The sequence below is a fragment of the Bacteroides sp. RCH18 genome (assembly GCF_058231005.1).
Genome location: NZ_JBIPTC010000001.1, coordinates 2,262,906 through 2,285,097, shown reverse-complemented (window position 1 = coordinate 2,285,097; position 22,192 = coordinate 2,262,906). Strand labels below are relative to the sequence as shown.

At 47.7% G+C, this 22,192-nt stretch carries 26 protein-coding genes and 1 pseudogene; 15 read left to right on the top strand and 12 right to left on the bottom strand.

Annotation, left to right across the window (positions count from 1 at the left end):
• The first annotated feature begins 287 nt into the window (after positions 1-287).
• The 13 genes and pseudogenes from ACHLI0_RS09180 (at position 288) to ACHLI0_RS09120 (ending at position 10,893) form a co-directional block, all read left to right on the top strand.
• On the top strand, positions 288-2,099 hold the full coding sequence (locus tag ACHLI0_RS09180) for a reverse transcriptase domain-containing protein (protein ID WP_490748948.1): 1,812 nt from the start codon (positions 288-290) through the stop codon (positions 2,097-2,099).
• Between the two features lie 110 nt (positions 2,100-2,209).
• A pseudogene (locus ACHLI0_RS09175) lies at positions 2,210-2,794 on the top strand (TraG family conjugative transposon ATPase); the annotation flags it as partial.
• 36 nt (positions 2,795-2,830) lie between these two features.
• Complete coding sequence (locus ACHLI0_RS09170; RefSeq protein ID WP_044129772.1) at positions 2,831-3,211, top strand: DUF3876 domain-containing protein; 381 nt, start codon at positions 2,831-2,833, stop codon at positions 3,209-3,211.
• A 23-nt stretch (positions 3,212-3,234) separates the two neighbouring features.
• Positions 3,235-3,864, top strand: a complete 630-nt coding sequence (locus ACHLI0_RS09165; protein ID WP_005850484.1) for a DUF4141 domain-containing protein — start codon at positions 3,235-3,237, stop codon at positions 3,862-3,864.
• Positions 3,865-3,867: 3 nt separating this feature from the next.
• A complete protein-coding gene (gene traJ / locus ACHLI0_RS09160) occupies positions 3,868-4,872 on the top strand; it encodes a conjugative transposon protein TraJ (protein ID WP_046147706.1) in 1,005 nt (334 codons plus the stop codon).
• A 182-nt stretch (positions 4,873-5,054) separates the two neighbouring features.
• Complete coding sequence (gene traK / locus ACHLI0_RS09155; protein WP_004308925.1) at positions 5,055-5,678, top strand: conjugative transposon protein TraK; 624 nt, start codon at positions 5,055-5,057, stop codon at positions 5,676-5,678.
• 6 nt (positions 5,679-5,684) lie between these two features.
• Positions 5,685-5,993 (top strand): TraL conjugative transposon family protein, encoded by a 309-nt coding sequence (locus tag ACHLI0_RS09150; RefSeq protein ID WP_046147707.1) that lies wholly within the window; start codon positions 5,685-5,687, stop codon positions 5,991-5,993.
• The gene (traM, locus tag ACHLI0_RS09145) at positions 5,974-7,350 is read left to right on the top strand and encodes a conjugative transposon protein TraM (RefSeq protein WP_490748947.1); all 1,377 of its coding nucleotides are present in this window, start codon (positions 5,974-5,976) and stop codon (positions 7,348-7,350) included. The genes ACHLI0_RS09150 and traM overlap by 20 nt, the downstream gene beginning before the upstream one ends.
• Positions 7,351-7,396: 46 nt before the next feature.
• The gene (gene traN, locus ACHLI0_RS09140) at positions 7,397-8,383 is read left to right on the top strand and encodes a conjugative transposon protein TraN (RefSeq protein WP_490748946.1); all 987 of its coding nucleotides are present in this window, start codon (positions 7,397-7,399) and stop codon (positions 8,381-8,383) included.
• Between the two features lie 2 nt (positions 8,384-8,385).
• Positions 8,386-8,961 carry a conjugal transfer protein TraO gene (locus tag ACHLI0_RS09135; RefSeq protein WP_046147710.1) on the top strand — a complete coding sequence of 192 codons (576 nt, stop codon included), beginning with the start codon at positions 8,386-8,388 and terminating at the stop codon, positions 8,959-8,961.
• 10 nt (positions 8,962-8,971) lie between these two features.
• Positions 8,972-9,844 carry a DUF8464 domain-containing protein gene (locus ACHLI0_RS09130; protein WP_046147711.1) on the top strand — a complete coding sequence of 291 codons (873 nt, stop codon included), beginning with the start codon at positions 8,972-8,974 and terminating at the stop codon, positions 9,842-9,844.
• Between the two features lie 18 nt (positions 9,845-9,862).
• On the top strand, positions 9,863-10,369 hold the full coding sequence (locus ACHLI0_RS09125) for a DUF3872 domain-containing protein (RefSeq protein ID WP_046147712.1): 507 nt from the start codon (positions 9,863-9,865) through the stop codon (positions 10,367-10,369).
• Positions 10,366-10,893: a glycoside hydrolase family protein gene (locus ACHLI0_RS09120; RefSeq protein ID WP_046147713.1), complete on the top strand. Its 528-nt coding sequence runs from the start codon at positions 10,366-10,368 to the stop codon at positions 10,891-10,893. The genes ACHLI0_RS09125 and ACHLI0_RS09120 overlap by 4 nt, the downstream gene beginning before the upstream one ends.
• A 99-nt stretch (positions 10,894-10,992) precedes the next feature.
• Here the strand turns inward: ACHLI0_RS09120 and ACHLI0_RS09115 are convergent, their stop codons facing one another.
• From ACHLI0_RS09115 to ACHLI0_RS09065, 11 genes are all read right to left on the bottom strand, one after another.
• Entirely contained in the window at positions 10,993-11,676 is a 684-nt protein-coding gene (locus ACHLI0_RS09115) for an MAE_28990/MAE_18760 family HEPN-like nuclease (RefSeq protein WP_009016675.1), read from the bottom strand.
• The gene (locus ACHLI0_RS09110) at positions 11,663-12,763 is read right to left on the bottom strand and encodes a DUF262 domain-containing protein (RefSeq protein ID WP_046147714.1); all 1,101 of its coding nucleotides are present in this window, start codon (positions 12,761-12,763) and stop codon (positions 11,663-11,665) included. The genes ACHLI0_RS09115 and ACHLI0_RS09110 overlap by 14 nt, the downstream gene beginning before the upstream one ends.
• Positions 12,764-12,937: 174 nt before the next feature.
• On the bottom strand, positions 12,938-13,246 hold the full coding sequence (locus tag ACHLI0_RS09105; protein WP_009016677.1) for a hypothetical protein: 309 nt from the start codon (positions 13,244-13,246) through the stop codon (positions 12,938-12,940).
• Positions 13,247-13,291: 45 nt separating this feature from the next.
• Entirely contained in the window at positions 13,292-13,537 is a 246-nt protein-coding gene (locus ACHLI0_RS09100; RefSeq protein ID WP_009016678.1) for a DUF6956 domain-containing protein, read from the bottom strand.
• On the bottom strand, positions 13,534-13,794 hold the full coding sequence (locus ACHLI0_RS09095; protein ID WP_009016679.1) for a DUF3873 domain-containing protein: 261 nt from the start codon (positions 13,792-13,794) through the stop codon (positions 13,534-13,536). The genes ACHLI0_RS09100 and ACHLI0_RS09095 overlap by 4 nt, the downstream gene beginning before the upstream one ends.
• A gap of 20 nt (positions 13,795-13,814) precedes the next feature.
• Positions 13,815-14,072, bottom strand: a complete 258-nt coding sequence (locus ACHLI0_RS09090; protein WP_005850441.1) for a DUF8466 domain-containing protein — start codon at positions 14,070-14,072, stop codon at positions 13,815-13,817.
• A gap of 24 nt (positions 14,073-14,096) precedes the next feature.
• Positions 14,097-15,386, bottom strand: coding sequence for a PcfJ domain-containing protein (locus ACHLI0_RS09085; RefSeq protein ID WP_046147715.1), 1,290 nt, complete (start codon positions 15,384-15,386; stop codon positions 14,097-14,099).
• A 2-nt stretch (positions 15,387-15,388) separates the two neighbouring features.
• Positions 15,389-15,811, bottom strand: coding sequence for a PcfK-like family protein (locus tag ACHLI0_RS09080; RefSeq protein ID WP_009016682.1), 423 nt, complete (start codon positions 15,809-15,811; stop codon positions 15,389-15,391).
• A 15-nt stretch (positions 15,812-15,826) separates the two neighbouring features.
• Complete coding sequence (locus ACHLI0_RS09075; RefSeq protein ID WP_009016683.1) at positions 15,827-16,423, bottom strand: hypothetical protein; 597 nt, start codon at positions 16,421-16,423, stop codon at positions 15,827-15,829.
• A 12-nt stretch (positions 16,424-16,435) separates the two neighbouring features.
• Positions 16,436-16,657, bottom strand: coding sequence for a hypothetical protein (locus ACHLI0_RS09070; protein WP_007366491.1), 222 nt, complete (start codon positions 16,655-16,657; stop codon positions 16,436-16,438).
• 11 nt (positions 16,658-16,668) lie between these two features.
• A complete protein-coding gene (locus ACHLI0_RS09065) occupies positions 16,669-16,884 on the bottom strand; it encodes a hypothetical protein (protein WP_039848519.1) in 216 nt (71 codons plus the stop codon).
• A gap of 836 nt (positions 16,885-17,720) precedes the next feature.
• Between ACHLI0_RS09065 and ACHLI0_RS09060 the strand changes: the two genes are divergently transcribed.
• The gene (locus ACHLI0_RS09060) at positions 17,721-19,766 is read left to right on the top strand and encodes an AAA family ATPase (protein ID WP_039848520.1); all 2,046 of its coding nucleotides are present in this window, start codon (positions 17,721-17,723) and stop codon (positions 19,764-19,766) included.
• Positions 19,751-21,412: an ATP-dependent helicase gene (locus ACHLI0_RS09055; protein WP_009016686.1), complete on the top strand. Its 1,662-nt coding sequence runs from the start codon at positions 19,751-19,753 to the stop codon at positions 21,410-21,412. Before ACHLI0_RS09060 ends, ACHLI0_RS09055 begins: the two co-directional genes overlap by 16 nt.
• A 167-nt stretch (positions 21,413-21,579) precedes the next feature.
• Here the strand turns inward: ACHLI0_RS09055 and ACHLI0_RS09050 are convergent, their stop codons facing one another.
• Positions 21,580-21,855, bottom strand: coding sequence for a hypothetical protein (locus tag ACHLI0_RS09050; RefSeq protein WP_147331055.1), 276 nt, complete (start codon positions 21,853-21,855; stop codon positions 21,580-21,582).
• Between the last annotated feature and the right edge of the window lie 337 nt (positions 21,856-22,192).

The window sequence follows — 22,192 nt, the reverse complement described above, 5'->3', positions numbered from 1 at the left end:
TTCCAGTCTTTGAGGAGGATGTAGCATGTACTTGTCACGACGCATCTGCAATAAGCAGAAAAGGACGAAAGTCATATCCGACAATCTGTTAAGCGGTAGTTACTACGCAAGCAAACGGGGATTGCCTAAATCGGAATGCCAATAAAATGGCTATAAGGTGCAGACCTTTGAATATCCGACATGGCAACGGAGCCTCCGTAGTAGTCTGAGCAGGGTAACGCCCTGTACATGGCAAAGGGAGGCAGTTAATTCTTTTAATACAATTAATGAAAAATGTGCGAGACATTATGAGAAATTCAGAAAGAGTATTAAACAGTCTGGCAAAGCACAGTAAACAACCAGACTACAAATTTGAGAGGCTTTACCGCCTGCTGTTCAATGAACAGATGTACTACGTTGCCTACCAGCATATATACGCAAAGGAAGGCAACATGACCAAAGGTGCGGACAATAAGACCATTGACCGCATGAGTATATCACGCATTGAAAAACTGATAAGTTCGTTAAAAGACGAGTCATATCAGCCAATACCGTCAAGGAGGGTATATATTCCCAAGAAAAATGGGAAGAAACGCCCTTTGGGAATACCTACATTCAATGACAAACTTCTGCAAGAGGTAGTCAGAATGATTTTGGAAGCAATTTACGAGGGTAGTTTCGACATGAACTCACATGGGTTCAGACCTAAGCGCAGCTGCCATACGGCTTTGCGACAAATCCAACGGACATTTAACGGAGCACGCTGGTTTATTGAGGGAGACATCAAAGGTTTCTTTGACAACATTGACCACGGTGTAATGATTTCCATTTTGGAAAAACGCATCTCCGATGAACGTTTCCTGAGATTAATCCGCAAGTTTCTAAATGCAGGGTATCTCGAAGATTGGACATATCATAAAACATACAGCGGTACTCCGCAAGGTGGAATTATCAGCCCTATGCTGGCAAACATATACCTTGACCAATTAGACCGTTATGTACGTGAATATATCCAACGCTTTGATAAGGGTAAAGAACGGGCAGACAATCCCGAGCGTATCAAATTTGAGTATGGGAAAAGGTTAGCAGTGCTGAAACTTGAAAAGGTAAAGGACAAGGAACAACGCAAATTCATAGTCAAGGAAATAAAAGCCTATGACAAAGGAAGAGCGGCTATTTCTTGTGGCGTGGACATGGACGAGAATTTCAGACGACTGAAATATGTACGTTATGCAGATGATTTTCTCTGTGCTGTGATAGGGACGAAAGCAGAGGCGGAAACTATCAAGCAAGACATCAAAGTGTTCTTGCAAGAAAAGCTCGCCCTTGAACTTTCGGAAGAGAAAACTCTTATCACGCACGGAAGAAAATCGGCAAAGTTTCTCGGATATGAAATCTATGTCCGAAAATCTACACAGACCAAGAGGAACAAGGCAGGCAAACTGACGAGACCTTACAACAATAAGATTTATCTGAAAATGCCCCTTGAAACGGTACGAAAGAAACTGCTGGACTATGACGCACTGAAAATCAATGTGCATAATGGGAAAGAACAATATAAATCCAAACACCGTACCTATCTCATCAACAACGATGATTTGGAAATCTTGGAAAGGTACAATTCGGAGATAAGAGGTTTTTACAACTTTTATTCACTTGCAAATAACTGTCATACACTTCACTCTTTTAAGTACATCATGGAGTATAGCATGTACAAGACTTTCGCTGCCAAATACAAAAGTACGGTCGTGAAAATCTGCAAGAAGTATAAGAAGGACAAGGTGTTTACAGTGTACTACAAGAATAATAAAGGTAAAACCTTGATGCGCCAGTTTTATCATGACGGTTTCAAACGCAAGAAACAGGATTATGCGCAATGTTACGACAAAATGCCCGAACGCTATTATTTTACACCGACAAACCTTGTAGCTCGTCTAAAGGCTTGTAGATGTGAACTATGTGGCAAAGAAAATGTCAAGCTGGACATGCACCATGTTAGAAAACTCAAAAATCTGCAAGGAAAAGAGGATTGGGAAAAACACATGATTGCACGGAAACGCAAGACTATCGCACTTTGTCGGAGTTGCCATAAGAAAGTGGATGGCGGTTGGATGGACTGACGGAATTAATGGAGAGCCGGATACGCTGAAAGGTGTAAGTCCGGTTCGGGGGCGAGCATTTGAAAACCTACCATAGTAATATGGAAAGGCGTTGGGTGCTTAGCCTACACAACCGCGAACTGTTCCCGGTAGTGACCATCATCATCATGGAAGCCTTCATCAACAAAATGCGGCGTCTGAAAGGTGTGAGAAAGCAGCTTATCGTGGAAGAGGCTTGGAAGGCTCTCTCATCGGCGAACATGGCTGACTACCTGCGCTATATGTACAAGACGGTGCGCAAGTATTTCGGTGAGGCAATTGTGGTGACGCAGGAGGTGGACGACATCATTTCCTCGCCCGTCGTCAAGGAGAGCATCATCAACAACTCGGACTGTAAAATCCTGCTCGACCAGCGCAAGTACATGAACAAGTTCGACCAGATTCAGGCGTTGCTCGGACTGACGGAGAAGGAGAAGTCGCAGATACTCTCCATCAACATGGCGAACAACCCCTCACGGCTCTACAAGGAGGTGTGGATAGGCTTGGGCGGCACGCAGTCGGCGGTCTATGCCACCGAGGTGAGCGCGGAAGAGTATCTGGCGTACACCACCGAGGAAACGGAAAAGGTGGAGGTGTACCGTCTGGCGGAGCAATTGGGCGGCGACATTGAAGCCGCCATCCGGCAGCTTGCCGAAAGACGGAGAAACAAGGAATAAGTAAAAACGATTCATCAACCAAAAAAGAAAATGCGTATGAGTATATCAAGAACGAAAATGCTGCAAGTCAGCAAGTGTTTAATCGGGCTGGCGGTCATGGTGCTGCAATCCTGCGACGTGGCGGAGAACCGCCGTGACCTGCTGTGCGGGAACTGGGAAAGCGTGGAGGGGAAGCCCGACGTGCTTATCTACAAGGAGGGCGAAGCCTACAAGGTGACGGTATTCAGACGGAGCGGCATCCGCCGCAGACTGAAACCGGAAACCTACCTCTTGCAGGAGGAGAACGGCAACTTGTTCATGAACACCGGCTTCCGCATCGACGTAGCGTATAACGAAGCCACCGACGTGCTGACCTTCTCACCCAACGGGGACTACGTGCGTGTGAAGCCGCAGCCGGAAACTCCGGCAGGAAAATAAGAACCGCTAAAATCCAAAGAAACATGAGAACAAGAATAACATTCGTCATCTGCCTGTGCCTGCTTTTCGCGGGCAGGGCTTCCGCCCAATGGGTCGTGAGCGATCCGGGCAATCTGGCGCAGGGCATCATCAACGCCTCGAAGAACATCATCCATACCTCGAAGACCGCCACGAACATGGTGAACAACTTTCAGGAAACGGTGAAAATCTACGAGCAGGGAAAGAAGTATTACGACGCCCTCAAATCGGTGAACAATCTGGTCAAGGACGCCCGCAAGGTGCAGCAGACCATCCTGATGGTGGGCGACATCACGGACATCTACGTGACCAGCTTCCAGAAGATGCTGCGCGACGACAACTTCACGGTGGAGGAACTCGGAGCCATCGCCTTCGGCTACACGAAGCTGCTGGAGGAATCAAACGACGTGCTGACGGAGCTGAAGAACGTGGTGAACATCACCACGCTCTCCATGACGGACAAGGAGCGCATGGACGTGGTGGAACGCTGCCACTCCAAGATGAAGCGTTACCGCAACCTCGTGAGCTACTACACCAACAAGAACATCAGCGTGAGCTACCTGCGTGCGAAGAAGAAAAACGACCTCGACCGCATCATGGGGCTGTACGGGAGCATGAACGAAAGATACTGGTAGCCTATGGAGTTCGACAACCTTCACCAGATTCTCCGCTCGCTCTACGAGCAGATGATGCCGCTGTGCGCCGACATGGCGGGCGTGGCGAAAGGCATCGCCGGGCTGGGCGCGCTCTTCTATGTCGCCTACCGGGTATGGCAGTCGCTGGCGAGAGCCGAACCCATAGACGTCTTCCCGATGCTCCGCCCCTTTGCCGTCGGTCTGTGCATCATGTTCTTCCCTACGGTGGTGCTCGGCACGATAAACAGCGTCCTCTCGCCCGTCGTGCAGGGTACGGCGAAACTGCTCGAAACGCAGACTTTGGACATGAACAAGTACCGGGAGCAGAAGGACAGGCTGGAATACGAGGCGATGGTGCGCAATCCCGAAACCGCCTACCTCGTGTCCAACGAGGAGTTTGACAAGCAACTGGAGGAATTGGGCTGGTCGCCCTCCGACATGGTGACGATGGCGGGGATGTATATCGACCGGGGGATGTACAAGATGAAGAAGGGCATCCGCGACTTCTTCCGCGAGATACTGGAACTGATGTTCCAAGCCGCCGCCCTCGTGATAGATACCATCCGCACCTTTTTCCTTGTGGTGCTGGCGATACTCGGTCCGATAGCCTTCGCCATATCGGTGTGGGACGGCTTCCAGAGCACGCTCACGCAATGGTTTTGCCGGTACATACAGGTCTATCTGTGGCTCCCCGTGTCGGACATATTCAGCACCATACTCGCCAAGATTCAGGTGTTGATGCTCCAGAGCGACATCGAGCGCATGCAGACCGACCCCAACTTCTCGCTGGATTCAAGCGACGGGGTGTATATCGTGTTCATGATAATCGGCATCATCGGCTACTTCACCATTCCGACGGTGGCGGGCTGGATCATCCAAGCCGGGGGCATGGGCGGCTACGGGCGCAACGTGAACCAGATGGCGGGACGCGCCGGAGGCATGGCGGGCAGCGTGGCGGGTGCAGCCGCAGGCAACGCGGTGGGACGCATCGGCAAGCTGCTGAAATAGAGGCATGAATTACGGGACAGGCATCCGCATAAAAGCAACATACGTATGTCACCTGTCATGACATACGTATGTAATAGGCTGCTACATACGTATGCAGTAGCTCATTACATACGTATGTGGCAAACGACCGCATACCGATCCTATTGTATAACGAATTAAGAACCGAAAAATAAAATCAGACAATGGAATTCAAGTCACTCAAAAACATCGAATCATCGTTCAGGCAGATACGCCTGTTCGGTATCGTCTTCCTCTCGCTGTGCGCCGTGATAACGGTATGGAGCGTGTGGAGTTCCTACCGCTTCGCGGAGCGGCAGCGTGAGAAGATATATGTGCTGGACAACGGCAAGTCGCTGATGCTGGCACTCTCGCAAGACCTCTCGCAGAACCGTCCGGCGGAAGCGAGGGAGCATGTGCGCCGCTTCCACGAGCTGTTTTTCACGCTCTCGCCCGAAAAGAGCGCGATAGAACACAACGTGAAGCGTGCGTTGCTGCTGGCGGACAAGAGCGTGTACAACTACTATTCGGACTTCGCCGAGAAGGGGTACTACAACCGCATCATCGCCGGGAACATCAACCAAGTGCTGAAGGTGGACAGCGTGGTGTGCGACTTCAACGGCTATCCCTACCGTGCCGTGACCTACGCCACGCAGAAAATCATCCGGCAGAGCAACGTCACCGAGCGCAGCCTCGTGACCACGTGCCGCCTTTTGAACTCGTCCCGTTCGGACGACAACCCGAACGGGTTCACCATCGAGGGATTCACTATCATCGAGAACAAGGATTTACAAACCATCAAAAGGTAAACGGATATGAAGAAAATCAAGAAATCATTTTGGGGCGCATATTGGAAACTCCATGACAAAAAGAAAATGCTGGTGGCAAGGCTCAGGGGCTATCTGGACGGTTTGCCGCCGAAGACACGCAGGCGCATCGTGCTGGCAATGCTCGCCGCATTCGCCGCGCTTGCCCTCTACACCTTCGGCAAAGCCGTGTATGACATCGGCAGGAATGACGGCAGCCGGATGGAGATAGACCATGCCGGACGGGTGGAACTGCCTGCACAGCAACAAACGGACAATCACTTAATACCTTATTTATATGGAACAGACGAAGAATGAACCCAAGAACGAAAACAAGGCGGAGAACAAACCGGAAAGCACGGCTGCACCCGACAAGAAGGGAAAACCGAAAAAGGAGCGCAAGCCGCTGACCGAAGCCCAACGGCTGAAACGTCAGAAAATGATAGTGCTGCCCGCTATGGTGCTGGTATTCATCGGGGCGATGTGGCTGATATTCGCTCCGTCCTCCGGCAAGGAGCAGGAGCCGGGAACGGGCGGCTACAACATCGAGATGCCCGACGCGGACAAGGAGAACCGCCGGATTATCGGTGACAAGGCGAAAGCCTACGAGCAGGGGGCGATGGAGGAAAGGCAGGAGAACCGCAGCCGCGCCATGCAGCAGTTGGGCGACCTGTTCGACCGCGAAACTGCGGCAGCGGATGGGAACGGCGACTTCGACCTTGCCAATCCCGGCGAAACGGAAGAGGCGGTGAAGCCCGCACCGAAGACCATCCAGTCCTCGGCAGCCGCCTACCGTGACCTCAATGCCACGCTCGGCAACTTCTACGAGCAGCCGAAGAACGACAATGCGGAGATAGACGAACTGCTGGAACGCATCGCCACCCTCGAATCCGAACTGGAAAGCGGAAAAGAGAGAAGCTCCACGATGGACGAGCAGGTGGCACTCATGGAAAAATCCTACGAGCTGGCGGCGAAGTACATGGGCGGTCAGAACGGCACGCAGGCGGCAGCGGGACAGACCGCAGAGCCGTCCCCCGTGCAGAAAGCCGGAAAGAACACGGCAAAACCCGTCAGGCAGGTGACGCATCAGGCGGTGTCCTCGCTCGGACAGCCCATGAGCAATGCCGAATTTGTCGCTTCCTTCTCGCAGGAACGCAACCGCAGTTTCAACACGGCGGTAGGTATCACGACCGTATCGGACAGGAACACCATACCGGCATGCGTCTATGGGGCGCAGAGCGTGACGGACGGGCAGGCGGTCAGGTTGCGGCTGTTGGAGCCGATGGCGGTGGCAGACCGGATCATCCCCCGTAATGCGGTGGTGGTCGGTGCAGCCAAGATTCAGGGCGAACGGCTCGGCATTGAAATCACCTCGCTGGAACACGACAGTACGATTATCCCGGTGGAGTTGGAGGTCTATGACACGGACGGGCAGCCCGGCATATTCATCCCCAACTCGATGGAGATGAACGCTGTCCGGGAGGTTGCCGCCAACATGGGCGGCTCGCTCGGCAGCAGCATCAACATCTCCGCCAATGCCGGGGCGCAGCTCGCCTCCGACTTGGGCAAAGGGCTGATACAAGGCACGAGCCAGTATATAGCCAAGAAGATGCGCACCGTCAAAGTGCATCTGAAAGCCGGGTACAGGGTTATGCTCTATCAGGAAGTGAATTAAGGAAACAATCAATCAAATTTTTATTTACCACTAAAAATCCAAAGTAATGAGAAAAGTAATCATGATGTTTGCCCTCGCTATGGGCATCGCAACTGCCAACGCGCAGGAAAACGGAACCGTTGAAACGACCAACGGCAATGAAGAACTGACCTTGACAAAGGAGGTCTATCCGCAGAAGGAGGCGGACGGCGACCTGTATCACGGGCTGACGAGAAAGCTGGGCTTTGACCGCATGGTCCCTCCGCACGGCTTGGAAGTGACCTACGACAAGACCGTGCATGTCATCTTCCCGGCGGAGGTGCGCTATGTCGATTTAGGATCGCCCGACCTGATTGCGGGCAAAGCCGACGGAGCGGAAAACGTCATCCGTGTGAAGGCTACCGTGAGGAACTTCCCGAACGAAACCAACATGTCCGTAATCACGGAGGACGGGAGTTTCTACACCTTCAACGTGAAGTACGCCGCCGAACCGCTGCTGCTCAACGTGGAGATGTGCGACTTCATCCATGACGGCGAGGCGGTGAACCGCCCGAACAACGCGCAGGAAATCTACCTGAAAGAGCTGGGCAGTGAAAGCCCGATGCTGGTGCGCCTTATCATGAAATCCATCCACAAGCAGAACAAGCGTGAGGTGAAGCATATCGGCTGCAAGCGTTTCGGCATCCAGTACCTTCTGAAAGGCATCTACACGCACAACGGGCTTCTGTATTTCCACACGGAAATCAGGAACCAAAGCAACGTGCCTTTCGATGTGGACTACATCACGTGGAAAATCGTGGACAAGAAGGTGGCGAAGCGTACCGCCGTACAGGAGCGTATCATCCTGCCGCTCCGCGCGCAGAATTACGTCACGCTCGTGCCGGGCAAAAAAAGCGAGCGCACGGTCTTCACTATGGCGAAGTTTACCATCCCCGACGGCAAATGCCTCGTGGTGGAACTGAACGAGAAGAACGGAGGTCGTCACCAGTCCTTCGTGATCGAGAATGAGGACTTGGTGCGTGCCAATACCATCAACGAACTTCAAGTGCGCTGACCATGAGAAAGTACATCGCAATAATCATAGCGTCGCTTGCCCTGTTCACAGGGCAGGCGCACGCCCAGCGATGCCTGCCGAAGATGCAGGGCATCGAGGTAAGGGCGAATCTGGCGGACGGATTCAAACCCGGCGGCAACGACGGGGGGTATAGCTTCGGGGCGGCTCTCTCCACCTACACGAAGAAGGGGAACAAATGGGTGTTCGGTGGCGAATACCTCTTGAAGAACAACCCGTACAAGGACACAGCCATACCCGTAGCGCAGTTCACGGCGGAGGGCGGCTACTATTTCAAGATACTTTCCGATGCCCGTAAAATCGTGTTCGTCTATGCGGGGGTTTCGGCTCTCGCCGGGTATGAATCGGTGAATTGGGGCGAAAAGGTGTTGCATGACGGCTCGACACTGCATGACCGGGACGCTTTCATCTACGGCGGTGCGCTGACGCTCGATGTGGAGTTTTACGTGGCTGACCGTATTGCCCTGCTCACCAACCTCCGGGAGCGTTGCCTGTGGGGTGGCGATACGAAGAAGTTCCACTGCCAATGGGGGCTGGGAGTCAAGTTCGTCATCAACTGACACATGCCGCATGGAACGGACGGATATAGATGCCATGAGGCAAATATCCCTCGCGGACTTTCTCGCACGGTTAGGGCATGAACCTATCCGAAGGAGCGGAAACGAACTTTGGTATCGTGCGCCGTACCGCAATGAGCGCACGCCCTCTTTCCGTGTGAACGTGGCGAAACGACTCTGGTACGACTTCGGCTTGGGCAAGGGCGGTGACATCTTCACGCTTGCCGGGGAGTTTGTCCGAAGCGAGGACTTCATGGCGCAGGCGAGATTCATAGCGGAAACCGCCCGTATGCCGTTTGCCGCAGCAGAAAAGCCGTTGTACCTGCCGGAGCCGTTCGAACCTGCCTTTGAAGGAGTGGAAGCCGTCCCGCTGCTCCGCTCACCATTAACGGACTATCTGGCGGAACGGGGCATCCCTTATGCCGTTGCATACCGCCACTGTTGCCGCCTGAACTATGGCGTGCGTGGAAAGCGGTATTTCGCAATCGGTTTCCCGAACGTGGCTGGCGGCTACGAAATCCGGAGCCGCTATTTCAAGGGTTGCGTACCGCCGAAAGATGTGTCACTGATAAAACCGGAAGATACCGCCTCCGACGTGTGCAGCGTGTTCGAGGGTTTCATGGACTTTTTGTCCGCCCTTACGCTCGGATTGGAAACGGGCGACTGCCTTGTGCTGAACTCCGTTGCCAACGTGGGTAAGGCTGTGAAGCACTTATACGGGTACGGGCGCATCGACTGCTTCCTTGACCGTGACGAAGCCGGACAGAGGACATTGGTAACGCTGAAAAAACACTATGGGGAACGTGTCTGCGACCGTTCCGCACTCTATGACAGTTGCAAGGACTTGAACGAGTATCTGCAACTGACAGCAAAAAATGAACAATAACTTAAAAATCAAAGGACAATGAACATACTGAACAACAAGAACAAGAGAACATCCATCTTCAAGGCGTTGGCAATCTGCCTGTTCGCCGCCGTGTCGCTTACGCTCGCATCGTGTGACGATGACATGGACATCCAGCAATCCTATCCGTTCACGGTGGAAACCATGCCCGTGCCGAACAAGGTCACAAAGGGGCAGACGGTGGAAATCCGCTGTGAGCTGAAAAAGACGGGCGAATTTGCCAACACGCTCTACACCATCCGGTATTTCCAGTTCGAGGGGGAAGGCACGCTGAAAATGGCGGGCGGCATCACTTTCCTGCCCAACGACCGCTACCTGCTTGAAAACGAGAAGTTCCGGCTGTACTATACGGCAGAGGGCGACGAGGCGCACAACTTCATCGTGGTGGTGGAGGACAATTTCAAAAATTCCTACGAATTGGAATTTGACTTCAACAACCGGAATGTGAAGGATGACGGGGTTATTTCTGTTATCCCCATCGGCAACTTCAAGCCCCTCACACGATGATACGTGTATTCATGGCTATTCTCTGTTCGCTTCTGGCGGTCTGCTCCGTGTCCGCACGGGACAGCCGTCAGAAGGGGACGGACAGGCAGGCGGCAATCTACCGCCTGCCGCCTTTTGAGCGGGCGGTTCGCTGTACGAAGTATTTTGAAGGCTGGCACTCGGAGAAACACCACCCATACGTGGGCTGGGGTCATCAGGTGCAGCCGGGGGAAAGGTATTCGGCACGTACCATGACTAAGCGGCAGGCAGACGCGCTCCTGCGGAAAGATTTGCGGAAGTTTTGCGCCATGTTCCGCAAGTTCGGGCGTGACAGTCTGCTCCTTGCCACGCTCGCCTACAATGTCGGTCCATACCGGCTTTTGGGGAGCGGGAAGATACCCAAAAGCACGCTGATCCGAAAATTGGAGGCGGGCGACAGGAACATTTACCGGGAATATATCGCTTTCTGCAACTACAAGGGGAAACGGCACGCCATGCTGCTCAAACGGAGAAAGGCGGAGTTTGCACTGCTGTATATCCCATGACCATAGATGAAACTCCGATGAAGTTGGCAACTTCATCGGAGTTCTAAATATTGACCATAATCTTCCTAAAAATACTCCTATTTGTTTGTATATCCATTTTTATTTTTTATACTCCTTGTTTGAAATATATTCCTCAACTCGATTTATAAAAAATGAAAGAAAATCTAATGTGTCTTTTTTATACTTTATTATATCAGAAAGCAATATAGTGGATCCAAAATTAGAATAACTTACATCTCCGTGAGCAAGGTGGTTTCGTGCATCCTTAACTGCTTTCAATGTAGTGGCGACTCCATCTTTATTTGGTATGGCTCTCAATTGTAATTTAAAATCTTTGCATATATTAAGAATCGTTCTAAGATCGACATTCCCATTAAAACGTCCTATCGCATCAGCAAAAAGTATATCAGAGCTAATGTTGCCTATTATTTCTTTAGTTCGTGCAATACGAGTTTTAATTGAATCTCCAGTGGTCATCATAGATCTTAACCATTGGTCACGCAAAGAATCTTCAAGTTCATGATATTTAAGATGATCGTCTTTAATAGCATCAAATATTGCTAAAATACATTCTACAACTGTTGCCTCGACTATATTGTATAACATCAAAACAGCATGACTTCTCATGCATTTTTGTTGAGTTGAAGTAACTAATAGTGAAGAAGTCGTTGTTGGATTTGGCAACATGATGTTTTTGTATGTTTCAATAGAATCAATAAATTCTAATAAAGAGAAAAAATCATTAATATCCTCAATGCTTTGATTGAATTTATTTTTCTGCATCTGCCAAATATGAATTTTTCACGTAATCTATTCTATTCAATATTTTTTTTGCCGTATGAGTGCGGTAGCGTCCTTCTATGGTTTCAAAGAAACCATTTCTATTATGTTTATCAACAATAAGACTATCTAATTTATGGGGCTGAATATTGGGATTTTCTTGTAAAGCCATATAGACGCCAATAGCAATTGCTTCAAAATATGGTTTAGAAACACCTACTGCATTTGGTTTCTTGGCAAACCCTTGTCCTTCATAAGTTTTTGATATAAAATCAACCATCTGGTCAAATGCAGCCTTTTTACTTTTTAGTTCGTTTTCTGCAAAATTCTTATTTCCGTTATCAAGATATTCATCAAGGTATTTAGCTACCCCTTTATATTCAACCTGACGATAGTCAGGATACGCATCAATGAATGCAAAAAAGCGCAGGATTAGTTCTTCTTCTTCATGTCGTTTTTCTGAAAACTTAGCAAAAGGACACAAGGATTTAAATTTTTCACTTTTAGCAAGTTCTGTTATAAAAGTCATGAATTCACCCCGATAAACACCCCGACGTGTTTCCATTGGAACCAAAGGGACACTACTGGTGTTGATACGGTCAAACATTTCTTTTCGTACTTCTTCTGTGGCACGAGAAGATAGAACTATCATACGAATAGCAATATTTTTAAACATTCGTTGGGTAGCCGAAGGTAATTGCCCAAATCGAATGTCATTAAACTCCGTCAATTTTTCAAGCCCTTTTAATTGAAGATCATTAGATAAAAATGCAGCCATTGTACGAATACGTTGAGAACCATCAACAATTTCAAGACGCCCTGTTTCCGGAATTTCTGCCGTAAATATAAAAGGCACAGGTAATCCTAATAACAATGATTCTATAAATCGAGACTGTCTGGTAATATCCCAAACAAATTCACGTTGATAATCAGGTACATATATTTCATTGTCATCTTTATCTATATTTGTAAGATACTTTGTGACATAAAACTCTATAGTGAGTTCTCGCATATCAAAAGAAACCAATTTTTGTTCATTGGATAATTGTTCTTGAATGTTATTTTGTCTCTCTGCACTTAATGTATTCATATGCAATATTATATTATGAATGAAATAACCTTGCAAAGGTACAAAAAAGTAGCCACATACAGGTAGATTTTCACGCCTTTATTTATCGCAGATTGAACAAAGGTTTCTTTGCTACTTTCTTTGTCCGCCATCATGCTCACCGAAAGAAAGTAGGGCGGCTTTCGCCGCCGCCACTCAAAAACGGGTGTAGAGTCCCGTTACCATCGTGAACATTTCTTCCAGCATATCGCAATATATGCCCTCGTGCGTTTCGATGTCCTTCGTCTTGCACTCGAATGTCTTTTTGCTGAATGTCTTGCGGTAGAAACGCATATTGTAGAGGTCTAATCCTGCATCATAGATGATGTCAAGACGGTTTGCGCTCGTCTTGTTCCTCGCAAGGCTCATGCGTAAGCCATTGCCCATATCTATGAAGTCCTTGCTTCCCGTCATGGCGGCAAAGCGTCTGCCGCCTATCTGCTGTAAAATAGTCTTTGCTATCATGCTTTTCTTGGTTTTAAGTTGGCGGTGCGGACACCGCCAACTTGTTTAACATTCTGTTATCTCGGCAATGGGTGTGTTTCGTTTCAACCATTCCATCAGACACTCCATATTGTACTCGCTTGTGATGACTGCCGTATGGCTGTTGATGGCGGTGAACCTGCTACTTTCATAGTCATCTATCCACTTTTTTAGGGTATCAACTCCCCACGCTTCGGCATCGTCAAAGATGCCGTCCAATACTTTGATAGGCTCGCTGAACTTCACTATCAGCGTTTGATAGGCTGCGTTCATCGGTTGTCCTCCTTTTTTCGGGCATAGCCCTCAACAACCCGTCCTTCCTTTGCCGTGAGCCACTTGTCCCGTGCGGCTCGGCACTCGTCCAACGTAGGTTTGACACAAGAGAACAACTCTCCGTCTGTGGGGTGGCGGTAGTCGTACTGCACAAGTGTCCGCTTGCGTCTGCCGATACCTAATTGGAAACGCTCGTATTTCTCCGTACCTGCTTCCGTGCAGGTGCTTACTCCGTTGATTGTCATTCGTGTTGCCATAATCGTTGATTTTAGGATGATTAAAAATGTACTGACAAAACTCTGTTACGCATAACCATTTCGGGGTCACTCGTATAGCGTTGGTGCAGGTAGAAATGGTGGGAGCCGAAGCCGTAAAGGAAAAACCTGTCAAGTCCGTGCTTCTCGGCAAAGTCCTTTACACTCCGTCTTAACTGCTCCTCACTCGTTGCAAGAGTGAGGAGGTTCACAAATTCAAGGAACATCGTGGGGATTTTATCGTCCCACAGACAAACCATGCTTTCAATTCTTACTTCCATACTATTGGGTATTATAGGTTTATACTATGCCGCTTCCATCCGCTGGCGGATAAGGTTCACATTGCTGTTCACAAGGTTTACAATGCGGTCGTGGTACTCGGTATTGGAATTGTGCAAACCACGACTTTGCACCACTTCCAATGTCTTCAAGGAAACCTCCACCGTTTCTATGCGCTTGCCGTCAATGGTGGCGGATAAGATAAGGGAGTTCTTTTCAAGGAAATAGGAGTTGGAAAACACGCAATGGTGCAGTTCCGTCCCTTCCGCTGCAAACTCCGCCACGCTCTCCAACACACGCACCTGCAAAGTGCCGTCCGTGAAGGCGATGCCGAAGAATATGCCTTTGAGTTTGCGGTATGCCTTCTCGTGTTTTTTCGCTTGGCGGATGCGTTCCTCCAACTTCTTGCGCTCTATCTTCTTGTTGCGCTTGTGCATAAGTCTGTCGTGTTCGGCTTTGAGGTCGGAGGGGCAGACGTACTTCGGGCTGTTCGTGTCCTTGCCGAAATGCCGCAGGAGGTCTATGGTGTCACGCCACATGGAGCCGTCAGCAATGGTGTAGCCGTTGCGGATACATATCTTTATGGATGCCCAATACCTCTCCATGTCAAAGGAACTGCGGATATAGTGGCGCAACATAGGGTATTGCCCTGCCTTCAACAGCGTTTCGGCTCGGCTGTCGGAAAGAATAGCCGTGAAAAGGTCGTAAGGCAGTATGTTGTGGTATTCGCCGTTGAAGCCGTTGCGTTTCAGTTCGGGAATGAAACGCTGTCGGGGATAGGTGCAGACGGGGTTTATATCGTATGCACGGAGTTTGTTGTTCTTGCGTACCTCCATGTCGCTGTATTCCGCCCATAGGTCGTAGTAAAGTATGGACATACCACGCAGTCGGGCGACGGTGACGGTTGTGCCTTTGGGCGAAATCCACCTTTGCACCACTTCATAAATGGAATACTCGGCTCTCTGCCCTGCCTTGTATCGGGACTTGACGAAGAAGAAGCGTATCACTTGGTACTGCTTGCAGGTAGTGACGATGGAGAAATACTCGTTCTCGCTGAACACGCTCTTTCGAGTGCGCAACGCTTCCAACTCCATGCCGCAATGCGGGCAGGTGCATCCGCAAACGGTGTCCGCAAGGTCGTGTTCACTCCTCCACGAATGTCCGCACTCGGTGCAGATGTTCGTGCCGTCCGCCCTCTTGATGGCGTAATGCTTGAAGCAATGGCGGAAAGCGTATGCCCTCTGTATGGCGGTCAATTTCGGCAGTCGCTCGCTCAATCGTGCGACTTCCTGCTGTATGGGTGTTCTCGGTTTCATAATCAGAAATTGAATAGGTTGGGTTGTTGTACTTCTTGTGCGGTCGCTTTGGTGGCGGTTCTCGGCTTGCTGCGGTTCTGCAACTTGCGGAGTTCCTCCTCTTGGTATCTGCGGACTGCGTTCTGCCGTGCTTCCGCCTTTTCCTCTGCCGTGAGTTCCACAACGTGGTTCACCGCCACTTGGCATTGGATAGGCTTGCCTACCTCTATCTCGTTCTCGTCATAGTAGTGGACGGCTTGCCCGAATATCTCCCCGTCCGTGAAGCCGTTGCAACCGCTCCGCTGCACGTAGTTGAGAATGTAGGTGACGCAATCGTCTATGTTCTTGGCAGGGTTGCGGTAGTTCTTCGCAAATAGCGCATCTTCCGCTGCACGCTGCTCCAAGTGCATCTGTATCGTTCTCTTGAAATGGTCTGTCCCTTTCATATCGCTGTCATTTTATCAGTTATACATTTTTCCGTTTCCCAAAAACTCGTAGTCGTTGGCTGCGCAACTCTCCTCGAAACTCTCCTCGCTGCACTGAAATTCCATATCGTCACGGCACGACTTGAAGAAGCTGTCAAGGCACTTGTCCATGAGGTCGTACAGAGTGGTTCGGGTGTCGGGGGCTTTCAGAAAGTCGTAGATGGGTCGCAGGATGTCCTCGTCTGCGCAATAGCCTGTCAGTACGCAACAGTTGTCCGTGAATACCCTGCTTTTGCGCCTTTTATTGTAATTGCCTTTGAGGTAGTAGGTTCTCGGCTTGAATAGCGTATGCCAATAGTTATTGACAATGTATTTCAGAAGCCGTATGCCGCTGAGTTCCTCTTCCTCTCCGCTGTAACGTGAGGTGAAGCGGTAGGAATAACGGCACGTGTCGTAACTCCAATCGTTCACTTTGACTTTGAACACACTTTCAAATGCTTCCAGCGTGTTGCGGTTGTCGCTGTCCCAACCGTATTCAAAAGTGCGCAGCCATTCATTGTATGCGGTATCTCTCGCTGCTGCGGAGAGTTCGGCTAATCGGAAAAGGTCGTATGTCCTTGTTATCGTTCGCATATTGTTGTCGTTTTAGATGGTCTGTTTCAGTATCTCTCTCCAATAGGTCGGCTCCACCTCGCTCAAAAGGAAGTCTGTAAAGTCCCTCCGTGCGTCCTTGTTCAGTTCTCGGTAGAGTTCACGGAACACGGATATGTTGCCGTTGATGTACGTTTCCACCATGTACACGAAGATGTTGTCCACCTCGTAGTATCTGCACTGCTGCGCTGCCGTTTTGCTGCTTCTCTTTGCCATGTCGGTAAGGATTAAAGGGTGAATAACCAAAGGATGAAACCGAAGAAGGCGGTTGCGGAAAGGATAGCCACGATTACGCCTATCGCCACTCGGAACATTCCGTTTACAATCTCTGCGATGATGCCCCAAAGGATGCCGAACATCCCGAAGGCGGTGCGCACCATCAAGCCGCATATCGCAAGCCCTATGTACTGCGCCATTTGTCTGAAATCTGCCGTTGCCGTCATATCTTCGCTGTTTTTGATTTTTTTGTTTTTTAATGCGGATTCAAGAGCTGAGGGAGTTGAGTTTCAAACTATCTTATCTGCCTCTCGTTTATCCGACATTTTTTTTATGCGTCTTTCTGTCGCATCGGTCGTTTTCGTTTCGGGTGCTTGAAAAGGTAGGGATTAGGGAATGCAAGGTTTTTCGGGAAAAATACTACCCGCAGGGCTGGAGATTTTTACCGAAAACAGGAGGCTTGACCTTGCATTTCCGTCCAATCCCGGAATTACCTTTGCGCCCAGAACGGAAATGACTGCCTGATGCGGCTCACTGAAAGACGCGAAAATGGAGGTAAACGGAAGTGGAGGCAGATTGGGTAGAAAAAACTTCAGGAGAAAATCCGTAAAAAAGGAACCACGAAAAAGGGAAAAGACATCACCGGAAGCGTGAAAAGGGCAAGTCCCGACAAAGGAAGTATGAATGTTTCCGATCCGATGGAACTTGTTCTGCCGGACGGCAACAGTCATTCTTCCCGATTTGCCCGCTGTGTGTGACTGCCTGTTTCATTCATGAGGCAGGCTGACACACTCTGCATTCACTTTCCGCTTACGGCACAAAAGGTCATCAAAAAAGAAAAATCATCTGAAACCTCGTAAAAGCACCTCTTGGCATAGACGCAAAAGAAAGAGGCATTGCAATAGTCGGCACACCATCGCCCAAACAAGTTTAAGAATCGTGTGCCAACGAATATCCCGAAAAACCAACTAGATTAAGAAAAAATCATAGCGATGTTACCTTAATCTCCTGATTTATTAGTAATTTTGTGGAAATTAAACTATATTTTGGTAAGGAATATAATATGTATATTAAGGAGATTAAAATTTCAAACTTTCGTAATTTTAGGGATGCTTCGGTTCCCTTCCACGAAGGAGTGAATGTCATAATAGGTCATAATAATACAGGAAAAAGTAACTTGCTCCGTGCAATAGGTTTAGTGCTTGGCTATAGTGACGGTCGTCGGTTGGGTACATGTGACTTATTTTATGAGACAGATGTGGTTACGCTTCAACAGCAGTCTCCACGGATTAAAATAACTCTTATATTTCACAGGAGTCAAGGAGAAGCCTTGGATTCTGCCGAAATGGGGCTATTCTCCGGTATGATGACAGATCCTGCATTGAGCGAAGAGGCAAAATTGAGATACGAGTTTAAATTGGCTGATGATCAAGAGGACAACTATAAGGCAGATGTTGCAGGTGTAACAACTGCCAAAGAAATATGGAAAATAATTGACCGCGACTATATCAGACTATATAGAAGCAGTCGCTCTGGAGGTAATCAGGCCGCAGGTATCAGTGTTAATGATGCTTTGGGACAGATGGACTTCCAATTCCTTGACGCTATTCGGGATGTTAGTCACGACCTATACGCCGGTTATAATCCACTCCTAAGGGATGTGTTAAATTTTTTTATTGATTATTCAGTTAAGAATGATGCCACAAAGACCGAGGATGAGATTAAGGAACAGTTGAAAGCCCTAAGAAATGATTTTGTCCAACAGTCTAGTCCATTGATGCAGACTTTACAAGATAGATTGCATAATGGCAAAAACGTATTTCTAAAGTACGCACTGGATACAGGAGCAACATTCAACGGAGCCGTGCCGGACTTTGATGGTGAAGTGACGGAAAATGAGATGTTTGCGGTATTGAGAATGATTATCAAGTATACTGTTGGTATCGAAGTACCAGCAACATATAATGGGTTAGGTTATAACAATCTAATCTATATGTCGCTTTTGCTTGCAAAGATGCAGGCAGACAGTAGCATTACTTACATGAAGCGCAATGCTAAGGTAATCTCATTTCTTGCAGTAGAGGAATGTGAAGCACATCTGCATCCAGCCATGCAATATAAGTTTCTACAGTTTTTGCAGGATAACAAAGCAAATGGACATGTGCGTCAGATATTCATGACCTCACATTCTACCCAGATTGCCTCCGCTGTAAAACTGGATGACTTAATTTGTCTAACTTCACCCGTATTAGGGCAGATCAATGTTGGCTATCCACGTGTCATTTATAAAGAAGATAATGATGATGATGTGGTGTCCAAGCAATATGTTCAGAGATTTATAGATGCTACTAAAGCGGATATGTTCTTTGCCAACAAATTGATATTTGTCGAGGGCGTTGCAGAAGAGTTGTTACTTCCAGTCTTTGCCAGATATTTGAATAAGAATCTTACAGATGAGCATGTGTTGGTGGTGAATATGGGTGGTCGCTATTTCAACCACTTCCTAAAATTGTTTGATACGAACAATCCATACACCATCAACAAGAAAATTGTCTGCTTGACTGACATTGATCCCTGTAGGAAAAAGAATGAACCTGACGAGGATTATGAAGCCTGCTACCCATACGAATACAATATAGATACAGCTAACTACAACTATAAGCATCATGCAGATACTGAGGTAGCTCAATATGCAGCCCATCCAAATATTCGGTTCTATAGGCAAGATGTAACATATGGGAAAACGCTGGAGTATGACATAATGCGTGAGAATCCCGATTGTGAACTGTTGCTGACTAACTCCGTTTCCAATTTGAAGGAGATAAAAGCTATGATGGCAGAACAGGATATGAACAAGATGATGAGTAAAATGCGAAATAGTGAAGCAAATACACGTATCAAGACATCCATAGGTGCATCGAAGTGGACGGATGAGGAGAAACGAAAAGCTTTACTTGCATCACGCTATTTGAACTCTGTTTCAAAAGGCAGCAATGCGCTGGAACTAAACGTGGTACTTATGGCTAATCTAGATAAACCTGTAGCAGATAGAAAAGAGTTCCATGTACCCCAATATATTGTTAACGCATTAACATGGCTATTATCATAACATCAGAACAAACCATACCTATAGACGAACCGTTTAAGGTTTGTGCTGGTCCCGGTGCGGGAAAGACGCATTGGCTGATAAATCATATCAAGAATGTGGTGTCAAACAGTCACAAACTTGATATTGTTAAAAAAGTAGCTTGTATCACCTATACCAATGTGGGTACTGATACTATCACCTCACGTTTGAATATTGGGAATGACGTGGTTGAGGTATGTACCATCCACAGTTTCTTGTATGCCAATGTGGTAAAACCCTACGTTCACTTGGTAGCTGAAGATTTCGAATTGAAGTTAGATGAACTTGTAGTGATAGATGATTCTAATTTTAAATCAGAAGGAACAGCTAAAATCGTACTAAACCGTATTGGTAGGTCATGGTTAGATGCCAAAATCTATTTGAAAGGATTGGAGAGTGCAAACTGGCGTTATGAAAACCATGAGTACAAACATTACAAACCCAATTACCCACAGGTTTATTACACTAAGAGTGGCAAGCGGTATGTGGGCAATGACTGGTATATGGGGTTCAAAAGATGGCTCTGGAGTGGAGGTTATATGTCTTTTGATGACATTTTGTATTTCTCTCATATTCTGCTTTCAAGATACCCAAACATATATAAATTAATAAAAGCTAGATATCCGTATATTTTTGTGGACGAATTTCAAGATACAATTCCTTTTGTAGTTGATTTCTTGACACTATTAGGCAATGATGGGGTAATTATTGGTGTTGTTGGCGACAAGGCTCAATCCATATATGACTTTCTTGGTGCTACAGTGCAGCAATTTGACAATTTTGCTTTGCCAGAGATGCAAGAGTTTGAGATAAGAGGAAATAGGCGTAGCACGAAGCAGATTATAGAATTGTTGAATATTGTCCGAACTGATTTTTCACAAGACTGGCTGAATGGAGCAGAAGGAATGGTGCCTGAATTACTTGTGGGCGATATGCTAAATTGTTATCAACAGAGCATAGAAAAAAGTGGGACTGACGAAATTCAATCTCTTGCCTTTCAAAACGTACTTGCTAATTCGATGCGTAATAAGAATGGGATGCGCAAGGCAGAGAAAATATTAGAGATGGATTTTGACAGCAATGTCGAGCGTCAGATGGTGATAAAGGCGTTGATAAAAGCCGTGGAATACACAAGAATGAACGACTTGCGAAATGCTTGGCATCAGTTAGACATTATAGATCGCGAAAGGTCACTAACTATCGTGCTTCTAAGACACTTGCTGAATGGCTATAAGGATTACAAAGACGGAAGCATGATGGATTTCTACAATTTTCTAGTGAATGATTTACATGTCAAGATGCCTAAGATAAAAAAGAAGACAATCAAGGATTTCTACATGGACCATACATATGCCGATGCTGCCCTTGGGGTGAAGTATGGTGATTCAAACGACAAGCATAAGACTATCCATAAGTCAAAAGGAGAGGAGTATGATAACGTGTTTGTCGTTCTGAAAGAAGAAGATGACATAGAGTTCTTGCTGACACCAGACCTGAATGGCAACAATGCGCATCGCGTATATTATGTAGCAGCCAGTCGTGCGATTAAACGATTGTTTATCAATGTACCTACTCTAAGTGCAGAAAACCGAATCAAGTTTGAAGGTAAGCCTATTAATATTTCATAAGGACAAATTAATCTATGTAATGGCTCAAAACGATTAAGGATGATTATGCCTACCGATTTAGTCATGCTGATGTTAGGCAGGAATGGCATGGGCTGGAAATATATTGCCTATCACCTGCACGATCAAAGAAGGTCTTTCGTCAAATCCTTTGTAGTGGAGCACTACGTTTAGCTCTTCGTACAACTAGCACTGTTCACCTTATTCGGATACGTCAAAGGTACGATTATGGGGTGGACTGTACAATAGTAGGATATTTTCAAGAGGTAAAGGGGAGTCGCTGTTCTTGGACGAGGTGAGCCGCCTATTATGGAAACCAAACAGATGTTGCTCTGTGCCATATAGGAAGTATGAATGTTTCCGCTCCGACGATGCTTGTTTCGCAGGGCGGCAACTGTCATTCTTACTGATTTGCCCGACTGTGTATGGCCGTTTGTTTCATTCATGGGGCAAGCTTATACACTCGACCACCTTTCCGCTTCCGGTACAAATGGACAGCAAAAAAGAAAAACCATCTGAAAACCCGTAAAAGTACCTCTTGGCATAGCCACAAAAGAAAGGGACATTGCATCATCAGTCTAAACATCGTCGTTTAGGCGTATGGCAATGCCCTTTTCTCCGGCTATGCGATAGTCGGCACATGTTTGTTCAAAACTTGTTTTGGGCAATGGTGTACCAACGGATAAAACCGCTTTTACGGAAAAACTTATAAATGTGGGAATAAAAAATTCGGGAGTTTATATCAAACTCTCGGATTAAATAGCTACTTTTGCATACGAAGAG

Bases quoted from the DNA above. Each gene is read 5' to 3' on its own strand.
- ACHLI0_RS09180 (WP_490748948.1), top strand. From the start codon at position 288: ATGAGAAATTCAGAAAGAGTATTAAACAGTCTGGCAAAGCACAGTAAA.
- ACHLI0_RS09170 (WP_044129772.1), top strand. From the start codon at position 2,831: ATGAGTATATCAAGAACGAAAATGCTGCAAGTCAGCAAGTGTTTAATC.
- ACHLI0_RS09165 (WP_005850484.1), top strand. From the start codon at position 3,235: ATGAGAACAAGAATAACATTCGTCATCTGCCTGTGCCTGCTTTTCGCG.
- traJ (WP_046147706.1), top strand. From the start codon at position 3,868: ATGGAGTTCGACAACCTTCACCAGATTCTCCGCTCGCTCTACGAGCAG.
- traK (WP_004308925.1), top strand. From the start codon at position 5,055: ATGGAATTCAAGTCACTCAAAAACATCGAATCATCGTTCAGGCAGATA.
- ACHLI0_RS09150 (WP_046147707.1), top strand. From the start codon at position 5,685: ATGAAGAAAATCAAGAAATCATTTTGGGGCGCATATTGGAAACTCCAT.
- traM (WP_490748947.1), top strand. From the start codon at position 5,974: ATGGAACAGACGAAGAATGAACCCAAGAACGAAAACAAGGCGGAGAAC.
- traN (WP_490748946.1), top strand. From the start codon at position 7,397: ATGAGAAAAGTAATCATGATGTTTGCCCTCGCTATGGGCATCGCAACT.
- ACHLI0_RS09135 (WP_046147710.1), top strand. From the start codon at position 8,386: ATGAGAAAGTACATCGCAATAATCATAGCGTCGCTTGCCCTGTTCACA.
- ACHLI0_RS09130 (WP_046147711.1), top strand. From the start codon at position 8,972: ATGGAACGGACGGATATAGATGCCATGAGGCAAATATCCCTCGCGGAC.
- ACHLI0_RS09125 (WP_046147712.1), top strand. From the start codon at position 9,863: ATGAACATACTGAACAACAAGAACAAGAGAACATCCATCTTCAAGGCG.
- ACHLI0_RS09120 (WP_046147713.1), top strand. From the start codon at position 10,366: ATGATACGTGTATTCATGGCTATTCTCTGTTCGCTTCTGGCGGTCTGC.
- ACHLI0_RS09115 (WP_009016675.1), bottom strand. From the start codon at position 11,676: ATGCAGAAAAATAAATTCAATCAAAGCATTGAGGATATTAATGATTTT.
- ACHLI0_RS09110 (WP_046147714.1), bottom strand. From the start codon at position 12,763: ATGAATACATTAAGTGCAGAGAGACAAAATAACATTCAAGAACAATTA.
- ACHLI0_RS09105 (WP_009016677.1), bottom strand. From the start codon at position 13,246: ATGATAGCAAAGACTATTTTACAGCAGATAGGCGGCAGACGCTTTGCC.
- ACHLI0_RS09100 (WP_009016678.1), bottom strand. From the start codon at position 13,537: ATGAACGCAGCCTATCAAACGCTGATAGTGAAGTTCAGCGAGCCTATC.
- ACHLI0_RS09095 (WP_009016679.1), bottom strand. From the start codon at position 13,794: ATGGCAACACGAATGACAATCAACGGAGTAAGCACCTGCACGGAAGCA.
- ACHLI0_RS09090 (WP_005850441.1), bottom strand. From the start codon at position 14,072: ATGGAAGTAAGAATTGAAAGCATGGTTTGTCTGTGGGACGATAAAATC.
- ACHLI0_RS09085 (WP_046147715.1), bottom strand. From the start codon at position 15,386: ATGAAACCGAGAACACCCATACAGCAGGAAGTCGCACGATTGAGCGAG.
- ACHLI0_RS09080 (WP_009016682.1), bottom strand. From the start codon at position 15,811: ATGAAAGGGACAGACCATTTCAAGAGAACGATACAGATGCACTTGGAG.
- ACHLI0_RS09075 (WP_009016683.1), bottom strand. From the start codon at position 16,423: ATGCGAACGATAACAAGGACATACGACCTTTTCCGATTAGCCGAACTC.
- ACHLI0_RS09070 (WP_007366491.1), bottom strand. From the start codon at position 16,657: ATGGCAAAGAGAAGCAGCAAAACGGCAGCGCAGCAGTGCAGATACTAC.
- ACHLI0_RS09065 (WP_039848519.1), bottom strand. From the start codon at position 16,884: ATGACGGCAACGGCAGATTTCAGACAAATGGCGCAGTACATAGGGCTT.
- ACHLI0_RS09060 (WP_039848520.1), top strand. From the start codon at position 17,721: ATGTATATTAAGGAGATTAAAATTTCAAACTTTCGTAATTTTAGGGAT.
- ACHLI0_RS09055 (WP_009016686.1), top strand. From the start codon at position 19,751: ATGGCTATTATCATAACATCAGAACAAACCATACCTATAGACGAACCG.
- ACHLI0_RS09050 (WP_147331055.1), bottom strand. From the start codon at position 21,855: ATGAATGAAACAAACGGCCATACACAGTCGGGCAAATCAGTAAGAATG.